Source organism: Pseudoalteromonas sp. SR41-7, assembly GCF_014163935.1.
In the GTDB taxonomy this organism is placed as follows: domain Bacteria; phylum Pseudomonadota; class Gammaproteobacteria; order Enterobacterales; family Alteromonadaceae; genus Pseudoalteromonas; species Pseudoalteromonas distincta.
On sequence record NZ_JACJEF010000002.1, the window covers coordinates 40197 to 61172 of the forward strand.

The following is a 20976-nucleotide window of genomic DNA, read 5'->3' on the forward strand; positions in this document are numbered from 1 at the left end:
TCTCATGAATATTGAAATATTACCCGCGCGTTTAGCCAACCAAATTGCCGCAGGCGAAGTGGTTGAGCGCCCAGCGTCGGTAGTAAAAGAGCTTGTTGAAAATAGCTTAGATGCTGGCGCAACGCGTATTCAAATTGATATTGAGCGCGGCGGCCACAAACTTATTCGTATTCGTGATAATGGCGCAGGGATAAGTAAAGATGAGCTAACGCTCGCACTTTCTCGCCACGCGACAAGTAAATTAAAATCACTTGATGACCTTGAAAACATTTGCTCACTTGGCTTTAGAGGGGAAGCACTTGCGTCAATTAGTTCTGTGTCGCGTTTAACGCTGAGCTCAAAACCAAAAGAGCAAGAAGCGGCTTGGCAAGCTTTTGCAGAAGGCCGCGACATGGCCGTTCAAGTAAAACCTGTAGCGCATCCCGATGGCACAACCATTGAAGTAAAAGATTTATTTTTTAATACTCCAGCACGTCGTAAATTTTTACGCACCGAAAAAACTGAATTTAGCCATATTGATGAGTTGATAAAGCGTATTGCGCTTAGTCGCTTTGATGTCTCTATTACACTAACTCACAACGAAAAAGTAGTAAGGCAGTATCGTGCCAAAACTGATCCCTCTCAGGCTATAACACGCGTAGCACAAGTTGCAGGCAAGGCCTTTGCCGAGCAAGGTTTGCATATTCAATCAGGAGAAGGCGGTTTACAGTTGCATGGTTGGGTGCTACCTGTAGGCTCAGCTAATACGACTCAGTACACTTATGTGAATAATCGCATGATGCGCGATAAGCTTATTTTGCATGCTATACGCCAGGCATTTGAAGAAGTAAGTGGAACACAAGAATTACCCGGTTTTGTCATTTATATTGATATTGACCCGCGACAGGTTGATGTAAATGTTCACCCTGCTAAGCATGAAGTGCGTTTTCATCAAGGGCGGTTAATTCATGATTTTATATTGCAAGCTATTAAGCAGGTAGTAGTGCCATTGCAAGGCGAATTCACTAACGAATCAGCGAGCACAGCAGCAGAACTCACGCCAGCGTTCATTGAGTCAACGCATAGCAGTGCTAATAATATAGAAAGCGAAGGAGTGTTTGATTACCCTAAATCGCAATTACAGCCCTCTTACTCTGGAAGTGCTGGTAGCTCAAGTTCGTCCTCAGGTACTAGAAGTGTTGGCGGTGCATACCGTGCTGCACCAAGTACGAGCCATCATGACGTAAATGCGTTTTATCAAGGAGTGAGTGAGCAACACGCCGCGCATTTTGATAATGCAGCCAATATATCTGCAGCACCACACCAGTCCGTATCTGTGGATAATGTCTTAAAAGCTGTTTCTATTATAAGCGTTAGTGAAGGAGTGTGTGTCTTTAGTGAAGAGCAGCAATTGTATTGCTCACATTTTAAATATGCATTAGTTGATGATTGGCATAATCAAATTAAAGAGTTCGGAAGTTTAGAAGGGAAAGCCCTTTTGTTACCAGTGCGAGTAAACTTAGAAAAAGAAGATTGCTTACTTATAGAATCCCAGCAATCGTGGTTTACCTTACTTGGTTTTGAACTTGTAATAGAAAAACAATTTGTAATGGTTAAAAAATTGCCAGCGTGTTTATATTTACTTGACGTAAGTGCAGCGGTAGGTGAGCTACTTGATGCGTGTAAAGCAAAACTTGAAAATATAGAAAATTGGTTAGAATGGCAAATGAAATGCGTGCCGACCCGATTTTATTTAAGCAATGTATTTTTAGCGCAACAAATGCGCTTACAAAATAATCCACAAACTATTGAACGCTTGCGTAAAAAAGCAGTTAAAATAGAGCTAAATCACTATTTAACGCAATTAGAGCAATTAGATTAAGGTATCAGTGTTGAGTAATTTACCAGTTATATTTTTAATGGGTCCAACTGCAGCAGGTAAAACAGCATTGGCAATCTCGCTGTGCGAGCATTTAAATACAGAAATAATCAGCGTAGATTCAGCGCTAGTGTATAAAGGTATGGACATTGGTACAGCAAAACCTGATGCGGAAGAATTAGCCAAAGCTCCGCATCATTTAATTGATCTACTTGACCCGAGTGAAACGTATTCAGTTGCAGATTTTAGGCGCGATGCAGTGCAAAAAATTGACGAATTTCACAGACAAGGTAAAGTGCCTGTATTGGTTGGAGGTACAATGCTGTACTTCAAATCTTTAATTGATGGTTTATCGCCTTTACCTGAAGCAGATACAGAGATAAGAGCAGAGTTAGAAGCGCAAGCGAAAGAATTTGGCTGGCCTCATTTATATAAAGAATTAGTTAAAGTTGACCCAAAAGCAGCCGAAAAAATAAGTGAAAATGATTCACAAAGAATTAATCGAGCTTTAGAGGTTTACAGGTTAACTGGTAAGACCATGACTGAGTTGCAAATGCAAAAACAGCCGGCTTTACCTTATACTTTTCATCAATTTGCGATTGCACCGCAAGAACGCAGTGAATTACACCGCCGAATTGAAGAAAGGTTTAAAATAATGATTGATCAGGGGTTTGAAAATGAAGTTTCGACCCTATATCTACGTAAGGATTTACACCCCAATATGCCTTCTATTCGTTGTGTTGGTTATAGACAAATGTGGGATTACCTTGCGGGTGAAACAAACCATGATGAAATGGTTTTTCGTGGCATCGCAGCAACACGTCAGCTGGCAAAACGGCAGTTAACGTGGCTCCGTAGTTGGCCTGATGTTACTTGGTTAACAACAGGCGACGAAGAAAACTTGCATCGTGTAGTAAGTTCGCTAAGCTAGTAGTAGTTGAATATTGTTTTTTATCAAATAAGTTCAGCCACTTAATTATAATAACACCTAGAACGAAGGAACAATAACATGGCAAAAGGCCAATCGTTACAAGACCCATTTTTGAATGCACTACGACGTGAGCGCATTCCAGTATCAATCTTTTTGGTAAATGGCATAAAATTACAAGGCAAAATTCAGTCATTTGACCAATTTGTTATTTTACTAGAGAACACCGTAAATCAAATGGTTTATAAGCATGCAATTTCTACAGTTGTCCCTGCTCGCGCAGTTAACTTCCAAGCAGTTCAAGGGAGTGAAGACACTGAAGAGGCAGAAGCTGGAAACTTTTAATTAGGAGCATAATGTTTGTTTGACCGCTATGAATCCGGCGAACAGGCAATTTTAGTTCATATCGACTTGCCTAAAGAAGGAGATCGTGAAGATCTTCACGAATTAGAAATGTTGGTATCTTCTGCTGGTGTTAGTAGTTTGGCGGTTGTGCAAGGCAGCCGTCAAGCACCACATCCGAAACTATTCGTCGGTACCGGTAAAGCAGAAGAAATAGCTGAGATTGTCAAAATCCACAAAGCAGATGTCGTAATTTTTAATCATCAACTCAGGCCATCACAAGAGCGTAATTTAGAGCGCGTTTGTCAATGTCGTGTGCTTGATAGAACGACGCTAATTCTTGATATTTTTGCCCAACGCGCACGTACCCACGAGGGTAAGCTGCAAGTTGAATTGGCTCAACTTCGCCATATGTCGACTCGATTAATTCGAGGCTGGACTCACCTTGAACGTCAAAAAGGCGGGATTGGTTTACGTGGTCCTGGTGAAACTCAACTTGAAACTGACAGAAGATTACTTCGTGCCCGTATTCAAAATATTCGTGCACGTTTAGCTAAAGTTGCAGTGCAACGTGAACAAGGTAGGCGAGCTCGTACTCGCAACGAAATACCTACAGTTTCATTAGTTGGTTATACCAATGCGGGTAAATCTACATTATTTAATCGAATTACAAATTCAGATGTATACGCGGCCGATCAGTTGTTTGCCACGCTTGACCCGACTCTACGTAAGCTTGAGTTAGGTGATGTTGGCCCTGTTATCTTAGCTGATACAGTGGGCTTTATTCGTCACCTACCACATGACTTAGTTGCTGCTTTTAAAGCAACGCTTACTGAAACTCGCGAAGCTGATTTGCAGTTACATGTAATTGATGCCGCAGACTCACGTCTGCAAGAAAATATTGAACAAGTACAATCGGTGCTTAAAGAAATTGAGGCCGATGAAGTACCACAGCTATTAATTTATAATAAAATTGATGCGCTGGATAACGTAAGCCCACGTATTGATCGAGATGACGAAGGTCAACCTATAAGAGTATGGCTTAGCGCTCAGACTGGTGAAGGGTGTGAATTACTTAGCGAGGCTATCAGTGAGTTACTAGCTAAGAAGATGTTTAACGAAACATTATTTCTTACGCCATTGTATGGTCGCTTAAGAGCTGCATTGTTCAGTTTAAATGCAGTGCATGAAGAGCAATTTGATGAGCAAGGTAATTGGCTGTTAGATGTTAGAATGCCAATGGTTGAGTGGAATCGTTTAATTAAAGAATTTGGTCCTGAAATTGCTGGTTTTATCAACCGTAATTAAAAATTGACGTTTTAATGTCGGTTTTTGTATGAGAAACGCGGTAGATTTGTTAGATTTAACACAATTTCCTAATTTATTTAGATAACAATGGAGTATAGCTATGGCCTGGAATGAACCGGGTAATAATGGCAATGACAAAGATCCGTGGAATAATAAAGGCGGACGTGATCAAGGCCCACCTGATTTAGACGAGGTGTTCCGCAAGTTTAGTAACAAGTTCAGCGGCTTATTTGGCGGGAAAAAATCCGGCAATGGTAGCGGCGGTGGACTTGGCGGAGCCGGTATTTCATTCATACTTATTATCGCCGTTATTGTATGGGCGTTAAGTGGTATTTATACGGTTAAAGAAGCCGAGCGTGGTGTGGTTCTACAATTTGGTAAATATGACCGAATTGCTGATCCTGGTTTGCGTTGGAAAATGACTTTTATCGAAACGGTAATCCCAGTAGATATTGAAGCTGTTCGTTCATTATCGGCTTCTGGTTTTATGCTTACTGAAGACGAAAACGTAGTGAGCGTTGAGTTTCAGGTGCAATACCGTGTTATTGACCCATACCTTTATGAATTTAGCGTAACTAACGCTGATAGTAGCTTAGAAGAAGCGCTAGACAGTGCCCTGCGTTATGTTGTGGGCCATGCAAAAATGGACCAAGTATTAACTAATGGCCGTGAGGTTGTTCGTCAAAATACATGGGATGAGCTTAATAAGATTATCGAACCATATAACTTAGGTTTAATTGTTACTGACGTGAACTTTAAAGACTCTCGTCCACCAACTGAAGTTAAAGATGCATTTGATGATGCAATTGCTGCACAAGAAGATGAAGAACGTTTCATCCGTGAAGCAGAAGCATATGCTCGTGAAATTGAACCGCGTGCTCGTGGTCAAGTAACGCGTATGACTCAAGAAGCGGAAGGTTATCAAGAGCGCATTACATTGGAAGCACAAGGTGAGGTAGCTCGCTTTGAAAAGCTTTTACCTGAATATCAAGCAGCTAAAGAAGTTACTCGTGAGCGCTTATACATTGATGCAATGGAAGAAGTGTTAGGGAGTAGTTCTAAAATATTGGTTGATGTTAAAGGCGGCAATAACATGATGTATTTACCTCTTGATAAAATCATGGACAAGCAAGGAACCGCAACACGAGTTGCACTTCCAAGTTCAAGTGATATTCAAGACTTACGTAATAAAGTTAATACGTCGCGCAATAGCTCTGTTAATAGTGGCAATGACCGCTTTAACAACGACCGCTTCAATGATGGGAGATAATCATAATGAAAAACTTTAGTTTAGTAATACTATTAGCTGCCATTGTTATGTCTTTCTCATCGGTATTTGTTGTACCTGAAGGGCAAAAAGCAATTGTAATGTTATTCAGTAAAGTACAAAAAGATAGCGACGACAAAGCGATTGTATATGGCCCAGGCCTACAATTTAAAGTACCATTTTTTAGCCAAGTACGTCGTATTGATGCACGTATTCAAACGCTAGATGGTGCGCCAGATCGCTTTGTTACTAGCGAGAAAAAAGACTTAATTGTTGATTCGTTTGTAAAATGGCGAGTTAATGACTTTAGTGCTTTTTACTTACGTGCTCGTGGCGATAAGCAATATGCTGAAACGCTACTTAAGCAAAAAGTAAACAATGGTCTTCGTACAAACTTTGGTACACGTACAATTCGCGAAATTGTATCAGGTGAGCGTAGCGAGTTGATGGAAGAAGCGTTAGTACAAGCTTCTGAAAGTGCACGTGAGCTAGGTATTGAAGTACTAGACGTACGTGTTAAGCAAATCAACTTACCACAAGAAGTGAGTAGCTCTATTTACCAACGTATGCGCGCTGAGCGTACTGCGGTTGCAAAAGAGCACCGTTCTGAAGGTCAGGAAAAAGCAGAGACTATTCGTGCGGGAGTTGACCGTCGAGTAACTGTAATGCTTGCTGATGCTGAGCGTAATGCACGTTCTGTACGTGGTCAAGGCGATGCTGATGCTGCAGGCATTTATGCTAATGCGTATAACAAAGACCCTGAGTTCTTTAGTTTTGTACGTTCACTTGAAGCTTACAAAAAGACTTTTAAAGATAAGCAAGATGTTATGGTGCTTTCACCAGATAGCGACTTCTTCCAATATATGAAAGGCGCTAAAGCTCAATAGACTTTACGTTAATTATTTAAAAGTTAAAAAGCCTCGCATTTGCGGGGCTTTTTGTTAAATACAAACTAGTGCGTTAAATCACTGTTATTTATGTGGTTATTGGTCAATATTTGGATATAACAATTGCCCGCAGAAAAAATAAGCTGAACAGGGGTGATCTTTACTTTAGTTTTCTGGTAAAATCTCGTCCTAATTTTCTCTAAGTGAATTTACGATGGGTAAAAACGTTGTTGTATTAGGCACCCAATGGGGTGACGAAGGAAAGGGTAAGGTAGTTGATCTCCTTACAGACAAAGCATCTTTAGTAGTTCGTTATCAAGGTGGCCACAATGCGGGTCATACTTTAGTTATCGAAGGTGAAAAGACGGTTCTACACCTTATTCCATCGGGTGTATTACGTGACAATGTTAAATGTGTGATTGGTAATGGTGTAGTTTTATCACCAGAAGCGCTAATGAGAGAAATTGGCATGCTTGAAGAGCGCGGCGTACCAGTACGCGAGCGTCTTTTAATAAGTGAAGCATGTCCGCTAATCTTGCCTTTCCATGTTGCATTAGATGTAGCCCGCGAAACAGCTCGTGGCGATAAGCCTATTGGTACAACTGGCCGTGGAATCGGTCCTGCGTACGAAGATAAAGTAGCACGTCGTGGTTTACGCGTAGGCGATTTATTTAATCCTGAAGTATTTGCAGCTAAATTAAAAGAAGTGCTTGAGTACCACAACTTCACTTTAGTTAACTACTACAAAGTAGATGCTGTAGATTTCCAAAAAACGTTTGATGATGCAATGGCTGTTGCTGATATCTTAAAAGCAATGGTTGTAGATGTAACTGAGCTTTTAGATCAAACGCGTTTAGCAGGCGAAAACATTTTATTTGAAGGTGCACAAGGTACGTTACTTGATATAGATCACGGTACTTACCCTTATGTAACATCTTCAAACACTACCGCTGGTGGCGTTGCGACTGGTGCAGGTTTTGGTCCATTAAACCTTGATTACGTTTTAGGTATTATTAAAGCGTACACGACACGTGTTGGTTCAGGTCCTTTCCCTACAGAGCTTTACGACGGTCTTGATAAACAAGATCCAGTTGGTAAGCACCTAGGTGATAAAGGCCATGAGTTTGGCGCTACAACAGGTCGACTTCGTCGTACTGGTTGGTTAGATGCAGTGGCTATGCGCCGTGCAGTTCAAATCAACAGTATTTCAGGTTTTTGTTTAACTAAGCTTGATGTTTTAGATGGCTTAGAAACACTTAAAATCTGTACTGGTTACAAGCTTGAAGATGGCACAGTTACTAACGTAACACCATTAGCGGCTGAAGGTTACGATAAAGTAACACCAGTATACGAAGAAATGCCAGGTTGGTCAGAAAACACTGTTGGTGTAACTAGTCTTGACGGTTTACCAAAAGCTGCGATTGACTACATCAAACGTATTGAAGAAATTACGGGTGTTCCAATTGATATTATTTCTACAGGTCCTGACCGTGTAGAAACTATGGTGCTTCGCAATCCGTTTGCGTAATTACCATTAGATTAAAAAAAGCTGCTTCGTGCAGCTTTTTTTGTGTCTAAAATTCACCTTGGAACGATCTTTGTATATTATTTAATAAGTTTATTTATATAAGTGGTGAATATGCGTTTATTTAATCGTAATTGCGTACTAAGGCTTTCGTTAATACCGCTGTCTTTATTTATTGCAACCAACAGCTTAGCTACAGAAAGCCCTGCTGCTGTGCCGCTGTATACAGAATCAGAGCTAATTGCGTTAATAAATAAAAATACGCATTTAGCGCGCGTAAAGGCAGATGATTGCCAGTTGGTGCAAGATATAGAAGCACGAGCCAATAAAATGGCATTGCCGTCTTATCAATTTTTATACGGCGATATGCTGGCTTATAACGTGTGCGTTGATCGCAATGTAGAGTTAGGTGTGTATTACATGCGAAAAGCAGCTGAGCAAGGCTTAGCGGCAGCGCTAGAGCAATTGGGACGATACTACGACACTGGTCGCTTAGTTCAGCAAGATAAAGCAATGGCAATTACGTATTTGCGTGAAGCCTCGTCGCAAGGCAATTTAAAAGCACAGCTACGTTTAGTTAAATTATTTAATGATGGTTATGGCAGCCCGCGTGATTTTGAAGATGCCTATCGTTGGCTATTCAATTCTATGGTGGCAGATAAAGCGACTCATAGAAAAATTGAGCGAGCGCTGACTAAGTTAGCGCAAAAAATGCCAGATAGTGTGGTTGCTCGAGCCCGCCTTCCTATTTAATGGCTGTTAAAAACAAAACCCTAACTTTTTAAGTTAGGGTTTTTTAGTTTTTACAGTTTGTAAAAGTATTTAACTGTCTTCTTTAGCCTTTGTTTGCGGGTCTTTTAAAACTGACATTTTAGGCGGCTGTAAAGCAACAACGCGTTCGCCTTCTTGCGGCGGTTTTTCCATGTTGATTGTAAACGGTCTTAGCTTAATTGGTGTATCGTCATCACTGTCTTTATCACCTTTGAGAATAAATAAAGGGATAGCCTCAGGGTTCATTTCTAAGTATTGTTCCCAGCTAAACTCATCCGAGATACGTGTTGAACTAACCTTACCGCCTTTAGCTATAATACTGCTTAAACGTGCATACGAGCCTTCGTCTCCAAACAGTATTTGTCTAGATAAAAACGTTGCGCTGTCTTTATTTGCTTTTGCATGCGACGTTGATGAGCGTAGCGAAAATACATTTTTCTCATTAAGTAAATGCGAAAAGTATTGAACACCTAACGCATTATGATGACGATTTGGCGATAATGCTAATACACTACGAATCGTTGTTAGAGGTAAGTAGCGTTCAGCATGCTCTGATTGCGGGTTACCATAATAACAAGCTAAACCATCCATACGTGCCATTCTGCAGTTTTCCCATGCAGGATCTGACAGGTGAACCGGAATGTTTTGCTCTTGTAAGCCTCGGCCGATTGCACGCGATACATGGTTTGCACCAATAATTAATATTGTATTTGGCGATGGCTGGCGTACACCTAATAGCTTGGCGACAGGAATGGCGGTTAAGCTCTGTAGTACAACGGTAATTATAATTACTGTAAATATAAGAGGTACCATTTTTTCAGCATCCGCAACACCAGACTCCATCATGCTAAGCGCAAATACCGACCCAACGGCTGCGGCGACTATACCGCGTGGAGCTATCCAGGCAAGTACCAAACGAGACTTCATTGGTAAGTCAGTACCAAAGGTCGAAATAGCAATACACAGTGGCCGAGCAACAAAAAGCACGATAGCTAAAAATATAAATACATCGCTGTCGAGCATCATTAAATCAGAGAGCTGTAAGCGTGCTGCAAGTAAAATAAACAGCGTTGATATTAATATCATCGACAAGTCTTCTTTGAACTCAAGTACAGAATCTATTTCTAAATCGTCTTGGTTAGCAAGCCAAATACCAAATACAGTCACTGCTAATAGGCCTGATTCATGGCTTAAATAGTTTGATACAGAAAAACTAATGAGTACTAATGCCAATATACCAAACTTATGTAATTCAAATGGTAGCCACTCGCGGCGCATTAATAGTGTTGTTAACCAACCAGCAGCAACACCAATACTTAATCCAACACCTAGGGTTTTAACTAAAGCAATAATAGTGTGGCTAAATACTTCGCCTTGGCCTACCAGCATTACGGCTTCAAATACTAATACAGCGAATAATGCGCCGATCGGGTCTATTACAATACCTTCCCATCGAAGTATGCGGTCAATGTCTTGTGTTGGGCGCATTGAGTTTAATAGCGGTGCTATAACAGTAGGGCCTGTTACAACTAGCACTGCACCTAATACCGCAGCTACACGCCAATTAAGTTCAAGCAACCAATAGGCGCTGAGGCTAATAATAATACAGGTAGTAAGCATGCCGATGGAGCAAAGGTTTCTTACAACTTTTCCGATTCCTTTTAGCTCTCTGAAATGCAGAGTTAAGGATCCTTCAAATAAAATGATGGCAACACTTAGTGATACAACTGGAAACAGTAAATCACCTAACAATGCATCAGGGTCTAAAACACCACTAAATGGCCCAAGTAAAAGACCAGTAAGCAATAAGAAAAGAATAGCGGGCACTCTAAAAGCCCACGCGACCCATTGGGCAAGCACAGAGCAAAGTGCGATACCGGCTATGTAAATTGCTGACATAGATTAAGAATTCCTTATTTATGACGGTTTGTTTAGAAAGTATAACTTTTGTTAATTATTAATACAGGGGTATACACGGGAAATTCAAATATTACTAATCAATTTTAGCTGCTTATAGAAGATTAGTAGGCTTAAATTATTTTGCGCGTGTTAAGCCGCCTTATTTTAGGCTGTATTAATTGTTTAATTGGTTGAATTTTAATAACAATCTAACACCACAAACGAGGAGGAATTAGCTTTGCTCGAATTTTAACCTTGATTTTTAAGGGGTATTTAGTGTAATATGCTTCGTGTTCTAATAATTAGTTATCTAATGAAGTTTATTGGAAGTAAAAGTGATTTGTTAATCTTAACGTCATTTTTAATCTTTATAATCATGAATTAGTGGTGTTACTAGTATTCGAACACTATATAATTTCATTTGCCGAACTCTTGGTATGGTTTTGCTAAACAAGTTTATTTAATTATTTAAGTAAATAAAGGTTTGAGTTGAACTATTACTTTCAATGTTTAACCCCCATCGTGGCGGTTAAATCTCGGTCCTTTGGTCTTCACCCTATCTGTTGGTGTATCAGACTTTAGAGGCTCTATGTATGTTGTTAATAAAAAAGCCACACACAGCTTTTTACAGCGATGCATAAACAACACTTTTAAATTTTTTGATTAGTGCTGCTCGATATTATTGGGTTGTTGCTACTTTATACTTAACCTTAAATCTAAGCTTATTGTTTTAGATATGGTTTTCGCGTGTGTGTAAAAAAGTGTTGCCTAAATGAAAGACAAATTCGAAGCTATGTTTTAAACCTAGCTACTTAGTTTTAGCTCGTCTAATTAAGGTGAGCGCAGATAAAATGGAAAGTTGAGCATTTATGCAAAAGTTAAATTGGCGACGTATCGTACTTAAAGTAGGTAGTGCATTAATTGCACCAGATCAAGATGGCTGTCGTTCGCGTTACATATTAACCATCGCACAGTTCATTGTTCGTTGTCGTGCCCGTGGAATCGAGGTGATTTTAGTATCATCGGGTTCTGTAGCTGCTGGCGCGCATTTATTCCCATCAGACAAACCACGCTCTGTGGTAATGAAAAAAGCAATGGCGGCAGCAGGTCAAACAGAAATGATTGCCATGTGGGACCGCTTTTTTGACTTTCCATCTGCGCAGCTATTATTAACGCATGGCGATTTACGTGACCGCGAGCGTTACCAGAGCATCCGTGAAACCGTGTTCACTTTACTTGAACATGGTGTACTTCCTATCATTAATGAAAACGATGCCGTAACCACCGACGATTTACGAGTAGGTGACAACGATAACTTATCAGCAATGGTCGCAGCAGCTGCCGATGCCGATGCTTTATTAATATTCTCAGACGTTGATGGGCTATATGATAAAAACCCTAACTTACATGATGATGCGGTGTTACTGCCTGAAATAAAATCAATTGATGAATCTATTTATGCTATGGCAGGATGTGCTACAAGTGCGGTTGGTACTGGTGGTATGAAAACTAAAATAGAAGCGGCAGAAAAAGCAACGTCACATGGTATAGCGACTTATATTATAAATGGCTTTAAAGAAGAAACATTTACAAAACTGCTAGCTGGAGAAAACCCAGGTAGTGTATTTTTACCGTACGAAAAACCGATGCAGGACTCTATTCATTGGATGACACATACAGCAAATGAGCAAGGTGAAGTTGTTGTTGATGGATCATTTGATGAATCTCTTGAAGGTGAAAGTGGATGTATTCGTGGTGACGAAATCATGGAAGTTCACGGTGAATTTGCCGTGGGTGATACCATTTTAGTACGTAGTGAAGACGGTACGCGTTTAGCTAAAGCGACCGCAAATTATAGTAGCTGTTTGTTAAACTTTATTGCAGACAACGAACAGAGTGAATTCAGCGAAAAAATGCAGGATTCAATTGGACCAGTTATATCTGAAAAACATATCGCATTATTGGAGAAGTCATGAGTTTAATTACGGACATTTCACGTCAGGCAGCTAAAGCTGCACATACACTTGCTTTACTCGATACCGAGACTAAAAACAAAGTACTAGTTGAAATGGCAGCGGCACTAAGAGAGCAAAAAGCATTTATAATAAAAGAAAATGAAAGTGATTTAAGCGCAGCACGCGACAATAACTTAGCTGCCTCAATGATCGACCGCTTAACGTTAAACGATGAGCGTATTGAAGCAATGGCTGAAGGAATTGAAGTAATAGTAAGCCTTGATGATCCTGTTGGTCAGCTGCGTGATATTACTGAGCGCCCAAATGGTATTAAAATTCGCAAAATGCGAGTACCTCTTGGCGTTGTGTGTATGATTTACGAAGCACGTCCGAATGTGACAGCAGACGCTGGTGCACTATGTTTTAAATCAGGTAATGGCGTAATTTTACGTGGCGGCAAAGAAGCACTTAGAAGTTCACAAGCTATCGCAAGTGTAATGCATAGCGTACTTGAGAAGCACAACTTACCGGTATCACTTATTTCAGTGATTCCAGATCCAGACCGTGCGCTGTTAATGGAACTGATGCAGCAACGCGAAAGCATTGATTTAATCATTCCACGCGGCGGCGAGGGTTTAATTAACTTTGTTACTGAAAACAGTACGATCCCAGTAATTCAGCATTACAAAGGCGTTTGTCATCTATATGTAGATAAAGATGCCGACCTAGAAATTGCGCTTAACTTACTGCTTAACGGTAAAACCCAGCGTACCGGTGTTTGTAATGCACTAGAAGGTTTAGTTGTGCATCAAGATGTGGCAGATGAGTTTTTAAATTTGTGTGCAGTTGTATTACGCCAAGAAGGTGTAAAAATAAATGCTGACAGCTTTGCAGCTAAATACTTTGATAACGCAACAGTCCTAGCTGATAACGAATTTGGTGAAGAATATCTAGACCTAGAAATCGCTATTCGCGTTGTACCAAACTTTACGGCAGCGGTTGAACACATTGCACAGTTTGGATCAAACCATACAGAAGTAATTTGTACTAAAAATGAAGCTGCTGCAGAGTTATTCCAACGTAGTGTTGATGCTTCTGTAGTAATGGTTAACGCATCGTCTCGTTTTTCTGATGGCTCACAATTGGGCCTAGGTGCAGAGATTGGAATAGCTACTTCCAAGCTACATGCATACGGTCCTATGGGCCTCGAATCACTAACAACCGAAAAGTATTTAGTTAATGGAGTTGGCCAAGTTCGCGAGTAACCGCAAAAATTAAGTCCATAAAAAGCCGAGCATATTCATGCTCGGCTTTTTAGTTTATAAATCACGCTACAGTTACTTTAACTTTTTAAACCAATCACTTGCAGGTTCTGGTCTATGCAAATAATAGCCTTGCAGAATAACCTCAGGATACTCCTGTAGTAAATCAAAGTGGGACTGGTTCTCTACGCCTTCAGCAACTATCTCGAGTTCAAATAAACGACCTAAGCTTACAATCATATCAATAATTAGTTTATCGTTGTTATCGGTAGGAGCCTCTAAAACAAAAGAACGATCAATTTTAAGTTCTTGTATTGGTAATTGTTTTAGGTAGGTTAAGCTCGAATATCCAGTACCAAAGTCATCAATTGATACTCTAATACCTAGCTTCTTGAGAAAGTGAACGGCTTCAATAGCCGCTTCCATATGATTAAGTAACGTACCTTCAATTATCTCAATAGTGAGTTGTTGAGGATTAATGTTATGTTGCTTTATCTGTTGGCTAATAAAGTTTAAAAAACGCGCTTCATGAAAGTGCCTGCCACTTATATTAATTGATAAGTTTAACTCAGGGTGGGTTTTACCAAGTTGCGTTAGTATTTCAAGTGCATTTGAAGTTACCCAGCAATCTAAATCATAAATTATGTCTGACTCTTCGGCTATAGATATAAACTCACCAGGGCTAATAAAGCCTTTTTGAGGGTGCTCCCATCTTAATAAAACCTCAGCGCCCTTAAGAGTTTGGTTTCGATCAAATTGGGATTGTAAATATAGCGATAGCTCATTATTTAAAATAGCTTTACGTAAATCTTGTTCTATTTCAAAACGGCGTTTTGCTTGCTCGCCAAATGAAGTATCAAAAAAGGTAACTCTATTGCCGCCTTTCTCTTTTGCCTTGTAACAGGCCGCTTCACAGTTACGAATAGTCTCAATAGCACTTTCCCATTGATCTTCTCGTGGAAAAATATAGGTGCCTATACTTACTGTTAAGCTAACGTCTTGTTCAGCAACGACAAATGGATGGTTTACACTTGCAAGTAGCTCTTGGGCTTTATTTTCAGCCATTGCTTGAGCTCTAGCTCTGCCCACACCTTTTTCAACTGTACATAGTACTGCAAATTCATCACTACCTAAGCGAGCAATAACATCTTTTTTACTCACGTGAGTATGGATTCGTTTAGTTAATTCTTTTAATATGTTATCGCCAGCGAGTAATCCTAATCCATCATTGATTGAGTGGAAGCTGTCTATGTCAATAATATAGATATAGGCATAACTATTTTCGGTACTGCAAACCTGAAGTTGCTGCTCTAACTGCTTTAAAAAACCATTTCGGTTTGGTAAACCTGTAAGGTCATCGTGCCATGTTAGGTAGTCAATTCTTTCTTGGGTTACTTTAACGCTCGAAATATCACTAAATACACCAATATAGTGCACGTTAGTATCTTGATCGCCTTTAACCAAACTGAGAGTTAGTAGCTCTGGATAAAGTTCGCCATTTTTTCGTCTGGTTACAAGCTCACCACTCCAATAGCCTGCTTGATTCGCATGTTCCCATACTTGGTCAAAGCTAATACTAGGGTGGTTGTTTTGTTTAATATCGTGCAACTGCATTTGCAGTGAGTCTGATTCACAGTAACCGGTTATACGGCAAAATGAAGGGTTTACGGCTATAATTTTGCCATTACTATCGGCAATAACAACACCATCAGCGGTTCCCGTTAGGGCTTGATAAAATAATTTTTGTTTTGATGAGAGTTCTTTTAATTCTTCTTCTCGCTGGCTAAGCTCTTTCGCAAGAGACTCTATTTCGAGTAGCTTGTCGTGCAGGTCAAAGTTTTTTTCTATAAGCCTATCTAGCATGCCTTGAGCGGTAATATGAGTGCGAATGCGTGCTCTAACGAGCGCTAGCTTGTAAGGTTTGTGTATGTAGTCAATTGCGCCCATCGCGAAGCCTTTTTCTTCAGACTCTTCCTCGGTAAGCGCTGTTACAAATATGACAGGGATCCCTTTGGTATTTTGTTTCGCTTTGAGTATATTACATACTTCGTAGCCGTCCATGCCTGGCATCATTATGTCTAATAAAATCAAGTCAGGCCGAGTTGACTCAATAAAGATCAAAGCCTGCTCACCACTAGTAGAAATACGTACATCGTAGTCAGTTAAAAGTCCTTCTACTAATACGTGTAAATTACTAGGTTCGTCATCAACAATAAGAATTAAAGGTTTATGCTTTTGTTCTGTGGTTAATCCATTACTGTTTGCGAGGTAATTTGAATGCACTATCTGTCCTTCTCTGCGTTCTTTACAATATTAAATCTAGTTCAGGTTAGTGGTTATGCCTAATTTTTATTATCGTTTCTATACATATCAATAAGCTCAATTACTAACGCGTAGTTAAAATGATCAATTGCTTCTTTGAGCTTAAATAGGGAGTGGGCTCTCTCATATTGATTCATTTCTAGCTGTCTAACCAAACTGCTAGGTACGGGGCGAGCCGTTAATGCTAATGAGTATATATTATCAATAACCGAGTCTTCGTTTTCTAGTTGATGTTGCTGTATATGTTCTTTTTTAAAGCTGTCAGCTATCAAAAATTGTTTTACAGCAAAAAGTGTAAGTGTTAATTGTTCATTAAAATGAGATAAGTTAATACTTTTCTTATCTATTAAGCTTTTCTCAACACTTTGCGCGCTGTGTTGCAGTAGCTCAAAGCCTAATGTGCCGGCCAGTCCTTTGAGTGTATGTACTAGTCGAATTAAGCTTTCTAACTCTCTATTTTTGATTAATATATCAGCTTTAGTCGAAAAGTCATTGTAATCGTTGACAAACTGAGTAAATAATTTAGTTAACAATTTGTCATTGTTTTCTAGGTTTTCTTTTGCTAATGGCAGGTTTATAGTGCTCAGAGGTTCACTACTTTGCAGATGCTTTTCTATACTTTTGTAAAGTGCATCAAAAATAATCGGTTTTACTAAAAAGTCATCCATACCGGCTCTAAATGCTGCTTTTTTATCATTAGGGTCTGCGGCTGCCGTAATAGCAATTATAGGAGTTTTGTAGCCTCGCTCTCTTAATATGCTTGTTGCTTCTAGTCCGTCCATAACTGGCATTTGAACATCCATAAAAATAATATCGATGTCATTTGTCTCTATTTTATCTAATGCATCATGTCCATTATCAGCAATGATCACGGTCATATCTAATCTGGCTAAAAGAGCGGAAGCTATTTCTTGATTAATTTTATTGTCGTCAACAACTAATGCATTAAAACCCGAGAATTTAGGGTGAGGCTTTAATTGCTTTTCTTTAAAATTATTTGGTGCGAGTGCTCTTAAAATTTCTACTTCACTATTTTTATTACCAATAATTATAATGTTTATATTTTCATTTTTTGCAATTGGTTCTGGAGACTCTTCATCGGTAATTAATAAAATAAGTGTCAATTTTTCATTAGCGTTTTTATTTTGAGCGTACAGTTGTTGTAAAATAAAGTTATCGTTGAGCTCTTTTTTTTCTATCGACATTATTACAATACTAAATGGGCTACTAGGCTGAGACATTTTTGCAATGGCTCTTAATGGTTCTTTTGTTGTTTCTGTCGTTATGTCTATACCACTTAGTAAGTCCATTAATTTTTTAATTTGCTCATTATCAGGGCTAATTAATAAGGCGTGTTTTTTAAGCTTTTGTTGCTCAGATAAAGTAAAGGGTAGAGTAAAGAAAAACTCGCTACCTTGATTAATCGTGCTCCTTACTTGTATATCTCCGCCCAGCAATTTAGTTAATTGTTTGCTTATAGTGAGTCCTAAACCGGTCCCACCATACTTTCTTGTTGTGCTTGAATCACCTTGCGAGAAAGACTGGAATATAATTTTTGATTGCTCTTCAGTCATCCCAATACCCGTGTCTTTTATACTAAAGCGAAGGTTTATTGTTTTTTCGTGTTGAGATGTCGCTTCTATAATTAATGATATTTCACCATGCTCAGTAAACTTAATTGCGTTACCTACACAGTTATTTATTATTTGGCTTAAGTGCATTGGGTCGCCAATAAGTTCAAGCCCTGCATCAACGTGTAAAGTAAAGTTTAATAACAAACCTTTTTGCTTGGCATTTGTTGAGAATAAATTTTGAACGTTAGAAACTATAGTATGTAAGGTAAAAGGGATTTGCTCTAACTGAACTTTTTCCGATTCTAGCTTAGAAAAATCCAGAATATTGTTTAAAATCTGCAATAAATTTTGAGCACTTGAAAAAGCTTTATCTGCGTAGTGTTTTTGCCTTGAGGGAAGCTCGCTGCTTTGTAAAAGTTGCAACATACCTAATATGCCATTCATTGGGGTGCGAAGTTCATGACTCATATTGGCTACAAAATCTATTTTTGTTTTATTGGCTTTATCGGTTTGCTCCATGGCACTCGTCAGGTCGGCATTCATTGCTTCCATTTGGGAATTTAATACGCGGGTTTCATTGAGTAGCTCTTTGGTTTGCTTATTTTTTAAATATAAAGCGTTAGCTGCTTTTATTACCGATGCTATTTCAGTTTGATTTTGGCTGTTATTTGAAATAGTTACTGGCTTTTCGCTATTCATATCTTTAAGTAATAAAGTGAGCTGAGTAATTGGTTTTATAACCGATCTAAAAATAAAATAGCTTAAAAATAAAATGATTAACATAATTAAAACGGCAAATATATTTGCCTGTTCTGTATTTTTTGTTAAGTGGCTACTTAGTAGCTCTTCTGTTTTGATTAGTTTATTTTTTTCTATGTTTTTAATTTCATTAGTTAAATACAGCAATTCGTTTTCTATGCCTGTAAGCACTACATTTACAGAAAAAGTGTAGCTACGGGTGAGTAATACAAGTTGGTTATAAGCTTGTTTTAAGCTTGTTGTTTTATTGGAGAGGGATTCATTTATTACAGAGGTGCTCGTTAGTTTTTTATGTAAGTGATTTAAGTTTTGTTTTACATTTTGTGCTTCATCAAAATTAGGTTTATAGAGGTAGCTTATAATTGCATGTTTTAAATTACTTATTGTGAGTAAAACATCGTTAAAAATAACTTTATTATCATTGTTTGAAGACCCTTCTAAATCACTAATTGTTACTTGTAAGTCATCAATAGGTTGTTTGAACTGAGTAATGTAAAGGTGTTCGCGTTTTTGTCTGTTTACGACAACTTGGCCAAATGTATCTTGGTAATTACTTAAATACTCGCCAAGGCGTATTAGTGAGTTTTGATACTCAGGGGTCTGGTTTTGAGTGTTTGTTTTTAGCTGCTCGAGATTTAGATTTGCCTTATTTAAGTAAAAATTAAATTTGGTAATCGTATTTTCATTTGCATTGTCAATAAATGAAACTGCATGCCCTTGCAGGGAAATAATATCGTTTTCTAAGTTAGTTACAGCTTCACTTTGAATAAGCGCGTTATGTTGCGATTTTTGCAAGTTAAGTAAAGACGTTTGCGAATAGTTAAACAAATAGCTCTGTAAAAGAAGTAATCCAATCAGCGAACACAGAGCTAATATTATTTTTGATTTAATTGAGTTTATTATCATTATCGGCTAATCAACTCATACCATTTTTGCAGGCTGTAGTCATAGGTTGGCATAACTGTATTCCACACTGCTACATTACTAAAGCGTTTATGGTAACTACCGCCATTACGTTGCCCACCTGCTTTTACTGCTACGTCGCCATTGGTATTTAATAAATCTATGTTTGTTGCTTTTCCACCGTACCAGTAATCCCATTCAGACTGAGATAGGAGTAGTTTAGAGCGCTGCGGGTTACTAATGTAATAACCTTGGCGAGCAATAAATGCACCAGGCCAGCCTGAAAGCCACCAATTCATATAATCGTAAGCTGCATCTTTTGCGCTACTTTGTATTTGTGACGATAAACACATAACACCATGCCAGCCTCGGTAGCCTTCTTTTGGCGCGGCAAATCGTACATTAATATTTTGGCTGTTTAATGCAGAAACTGCAGGCGAAAACATGCTTTCTATATGGGCTCGTTTACTTTTCATAAATTCAATCGACTCAGGAACCGAGTTCCAATAGCCACTAAAGTGACCTTGGCGTTTAAAGTCGAGTAATATACTAAACAATCTATCAAGTTCTGGGCGGGTCATTGCACCTATATTGTTAAATTTTATAAGCCCTTTACTTTGTGCTGCTAGGGCTAGGTCAAATAATCCAATGGTAGGCGCATTTACAATAGCTACTTTACCTCTGTTCTCGTCATCAAGCAGCCAACTCCAGCTTTCTGTTTCGTATGCTATACCGGGCTTAATAAAGTCGGTGTTGTAACCAAAAGAGTCAACATTATGCACATAAGGTAAAAAGCTAAGATGATCGCTTTCTTGTGCGCTTAATGTGCCATCGGGTTGAACATTTAATAATTTATAGGGGGAATCACCTGCACCAATACTTGCAGTTTCGGTTAGTTTTCCCGTTTTAGTAAGTGGATTTATCTCGTTAAAGTAGGTGAGTCGTTTTTTTTCTATTGGCTGAATGGAACCTGCATCCCAAAGCACATTAATGCTGTCTGACCATTGTTCGTATAAATCAAAGGAGCTAGGGTCCATTGATGCCTTTTGCAAAACAGCAGCGCTGCCTGCGGGAGTAAATTCTATATTAATACCCAAGTCACTCATCGCTTGCTTGCGGATAGCCTCTTGGAGTGTTACATGCGTACCAAGCACTCTTAATGTGACTTTTTTTCGGGCAAAAACATAAGGCGCATGTGTTATTGCACCAGCTGTTAAACCTATTGCAGCTAGCTTTTTTAGCGTTGAACGCTTAGGGTTGTCCATGTTAAGCCTAAAGTACTAATGTGTGACATTATGTATAGCTAAGAACTTGTAAAGACACAAGTTGAATGGATAAATTTAAAATTATATAGAATGAAAAATTAGAATGTTAGGGTGTCAAAAAATAATAAAAACAGTGGAAAAATAGAAGAGT

At 38.9% G+C, this 20976-nt stretch carries 14 protein-coding genes; 10 read left to right on the top strand and 4 right to left on the bottom strand.

Annotation, left to right across the window (positions count from 1 at the left end; translation table 11 throughout):
- The first annotated feature begins 4 nt into the window (after positions 1-4).
- From mutL to H5092_RS02925, 8 genes are all read left to right on the top strand, one after another.
- A complete protein-coding gene (mutL, locus tag H5092_RS02890; RefSeq protein WP_182732875.1) occupies positions 5-1861 on the top strand; it encodes a DNA mismatch repair endonuclease MutL in 1857 nt (618 codons plus the stop codon).
- A 10-nt stretch (positions 1862-1871) separates the two neighbouring features.
- Positions 1872-2789: a tRNA (adenosine(37)-N6)-dimethylallyltransferase MiaA gene (gene miaA, locus H5092_RS02895; protein ID WP_002957884.1), complete on the top strand. Its 918-nt coding sequence runs from the start codon at positions 1872-1874 to the stop codon at positions 2787-2789.
- A 78-nt stretch (positions 2790-2867) separates the two neighbouring features.
- A complete protein-coding gene (gene hfq, locus H5092_RS02900; protein ID WP_024597268.1) occupies positions 2868-3131 on the top strand; it encodes an RNA chaperone Hfq in 264 nt (87 codons plus the stop codon).
- Positions 3132-3146: 15 nt separating this feature from the next.
- Positions 3147-4436, top strand: a complete 1290-nt coding sequence (gene hflX, locus H5092_RS02905; RefSeq protein ID WP_024597267.1) for a ribosome rescue GTPase HflX — start codon at positions 3147-3149, stop codon at positions 4434-4436.
- A gap of 100 nt (positions 4437-4536) precedes the next feature.
- Entirely contained in the window at positions 4537-5706 is a 1170-nt protein-coding gene (gene hflK / locus H5092_RS02910; protein ID WP_002957881.1) for an FtsH protease activity modulator HflK, read from the top strand.
- A 5-nt stretch (positions 5707-5711) separates the two neighbouring features.
- Complete coding sequence (gene hflC, locus H5092_RS02915; protein ID WP_002957880.1) at positions 5712-6590, top strand: protease modulator HflC; 879 nt, start codon at positions 5712-5714, stop codon at positions 6588-6590.
- Positions 6591-6804: 214 nt separating this feature from the next.
- Positions 6805-8118 (top strand): adenylosuccinate synthase, encoded by a 1314-nt coding sequence (locus H5092_RS02920; protein ID WP_024597266.1) that lies wholly within the window; start codon positions 6805-6807, stop codon positions 8116-8118.
- 111 nt (positions 8119-8229) lie between these two features.
- Complete coding sequence (locus H5092_RS02925; protein WP_039489024.1) at positions 8230-8868, top strand: tetratricopeptide repeat protein; 639 nt, start codon at positions 8230-8232, stop codon at positions 8866-8868.
- 69 nt (positions 8869-8937) lie between these two features.
- Here the strand turns inward: H5092_RS02925 and H5092_RS02930 are convergent, their stop codons facing one another.
- Positions 8938-10785, bottom strand: coding sequence for a sodium:proton antiporter (locus tag H5092_RS02930; RefSeq protein ID WP_002957877.1), 1848 nt, complete (start codon positions 10783-10785; stop codon positions 8938-8940).
- Between the two features lie 869 nt (positions 10786-11654).
- On the opposite strand from H5092_RS02930, the gene proB reads away from it, so the two are divergent.
- Positions 11655-12761 carry a glutamate 5-kinase gene (proB, locus tag H5092_RS02935; RefSeq protein WP_002957876.1) on the top strand — a complete coding sequence of 369 codons (1107 nt, stop codon included), beginning with the start codon at positions 11655-11657 and terminating at the stop codon, positions 12759-12761.
- The gene (locus tag H5092_RS02940) at positions 12758-14005 is read left to right on the top strand and encodes a glutamate-5-semialdehyde dehydrogenase (RefSeq protein ID WP_182732876.1); all 1248 of its coding nucleotides are present in this window, start codon (positions 12758-12760) and stop codon (positions 14003-14005) included. Before proB ends, H5092_RS02940 begins: the two co-directional genes overlap by 4 nt.
- Positions 14006-14077: 72 nt before the next feature.
- On the opposite strand, the gene H5092_RS02945 is transcribed toward H5092_RS02940, so the two are convergent.
- The 3 genes from H5092_RS02945 to H5092_RS02955 are packed head-to-tail and all read right to left on the bottom strand — an operon-like array spanning position 14078 to position 20825.
- The gene (locus tag H5092_RS02945) at positions 14078-16285 is read right to left on the bottom strand and encodes an EAL domain-containing protein (RefSeq protein WP_182732877.1); all 2208 of its coding nucleotides are present in this window, start codon (positions 16283-16285) and stop codon (positions 14078-14080) included.
- Between the two features lie 59 nt (positions 16286-16344).
- Positions 16345-19563 (bottom strand): hybrid sensor histidine kinase/response regulator, encoded by a 3219-nt coding sequence (locus tag H5092_RS02950; RefSeq protein ID WP_182732878.1) that lies wholly within the window; start codon positions 19561-19563, stop codon positions 16345-16347.
- A complete protein-coding gene (locus tag H5092_RS02955) occupies positions 19563-20825 on the bottom strand; it encodes a PotD/PotF family extracellular solute-binding protein (RefSeq protein ID WP_182695517.1) in 1263 nt (420 codons plus the stop codon). The genes H5092_RS02950 and H5092_RS02955 overlap by 1 nt, the downstream gene beginning before the upstream one ends.
- Between the last annotated feature and the right edge of the window lie 151 nt (positions 20826-20976).

Excerpts from the sequence above, each read along its gene's own strand:
- mutL (WP_182732875.1), top strand. The coding sequence starts at position 5 with ATGAATATTGAAATATTACCCGCGCGTTTAGCCAACCAAATTGCCGCA.
- hfq (WP_024597268.1), top strand. The coding sequence starts at position 2,868 with ATGGCAAAAGGCCAATCGTTACAAGACCCATTTTTGAATGCACTACGA.
- hflK (WP_002957881.1), top strand. The coding sequence starts at position 4,537 with ATGGCCTGGAATGAACCGGGTAATAATGGCAATGACAAAGATCCGTGG.
- hflC (WP_002957880.1), top strand. The coding sequence starts at position 5,712 with ATGAAAAACTTTAGTTTAGTAATACTATTAGCTGCCATTGTTATGTCT.
- H5092_RS02920 (WP_024597266.1), top strand. The coding sequence starts at position 6,805 with ATGGGTAAAAACGTTGTTGTATTAGGCACCCAATGGGGTGACGAAGGA.
- H5092_RS02925 (WP_039489024.1), top strand. The coding sequence starts at position 8,230 with ATGCGTTTATTTAATCGTAATTGCGTACTAAGGCTTTCGTTAATACCG.
- H5092_RS02930 (WP_002957877.1), bottom strand. The coding sequence starts at position 10,785 with ATGTCAGCAATTTACATAGCCGGTATCGCACTTTGCTCTGTGCTTGCC.
- proB (WP_002957876.1), top strand. The coding sequence starts at position 11,655 with ATGCAAAAGTTAAATTGGCGACGTATCGTACTTAAAGTAGGTAGTGCA.
- H5092_RS02940 (WP_182732876.1), top strand. The coding sequence starts at position 12,758 with ATGAGTTTAATTACGGACATTTCACGTCAGGCAGCTAAAGCTGCACAT.
- H5092_RS02950 (WP_182732878.1), bottom strand. The coding sequence starts at position 19,563 with ATGATAATAAACTCAATTAAATCAAAAATAATATTAGCTCTGTGTTCG.
- H5092_RS02955 (WP_182695517.1), bottom strand. The coding sequence starts at position 20,825 with ATGGACAACCCTAAGCGTTCAACGCTAAAAAAGCTAGCTGCAATAGGT.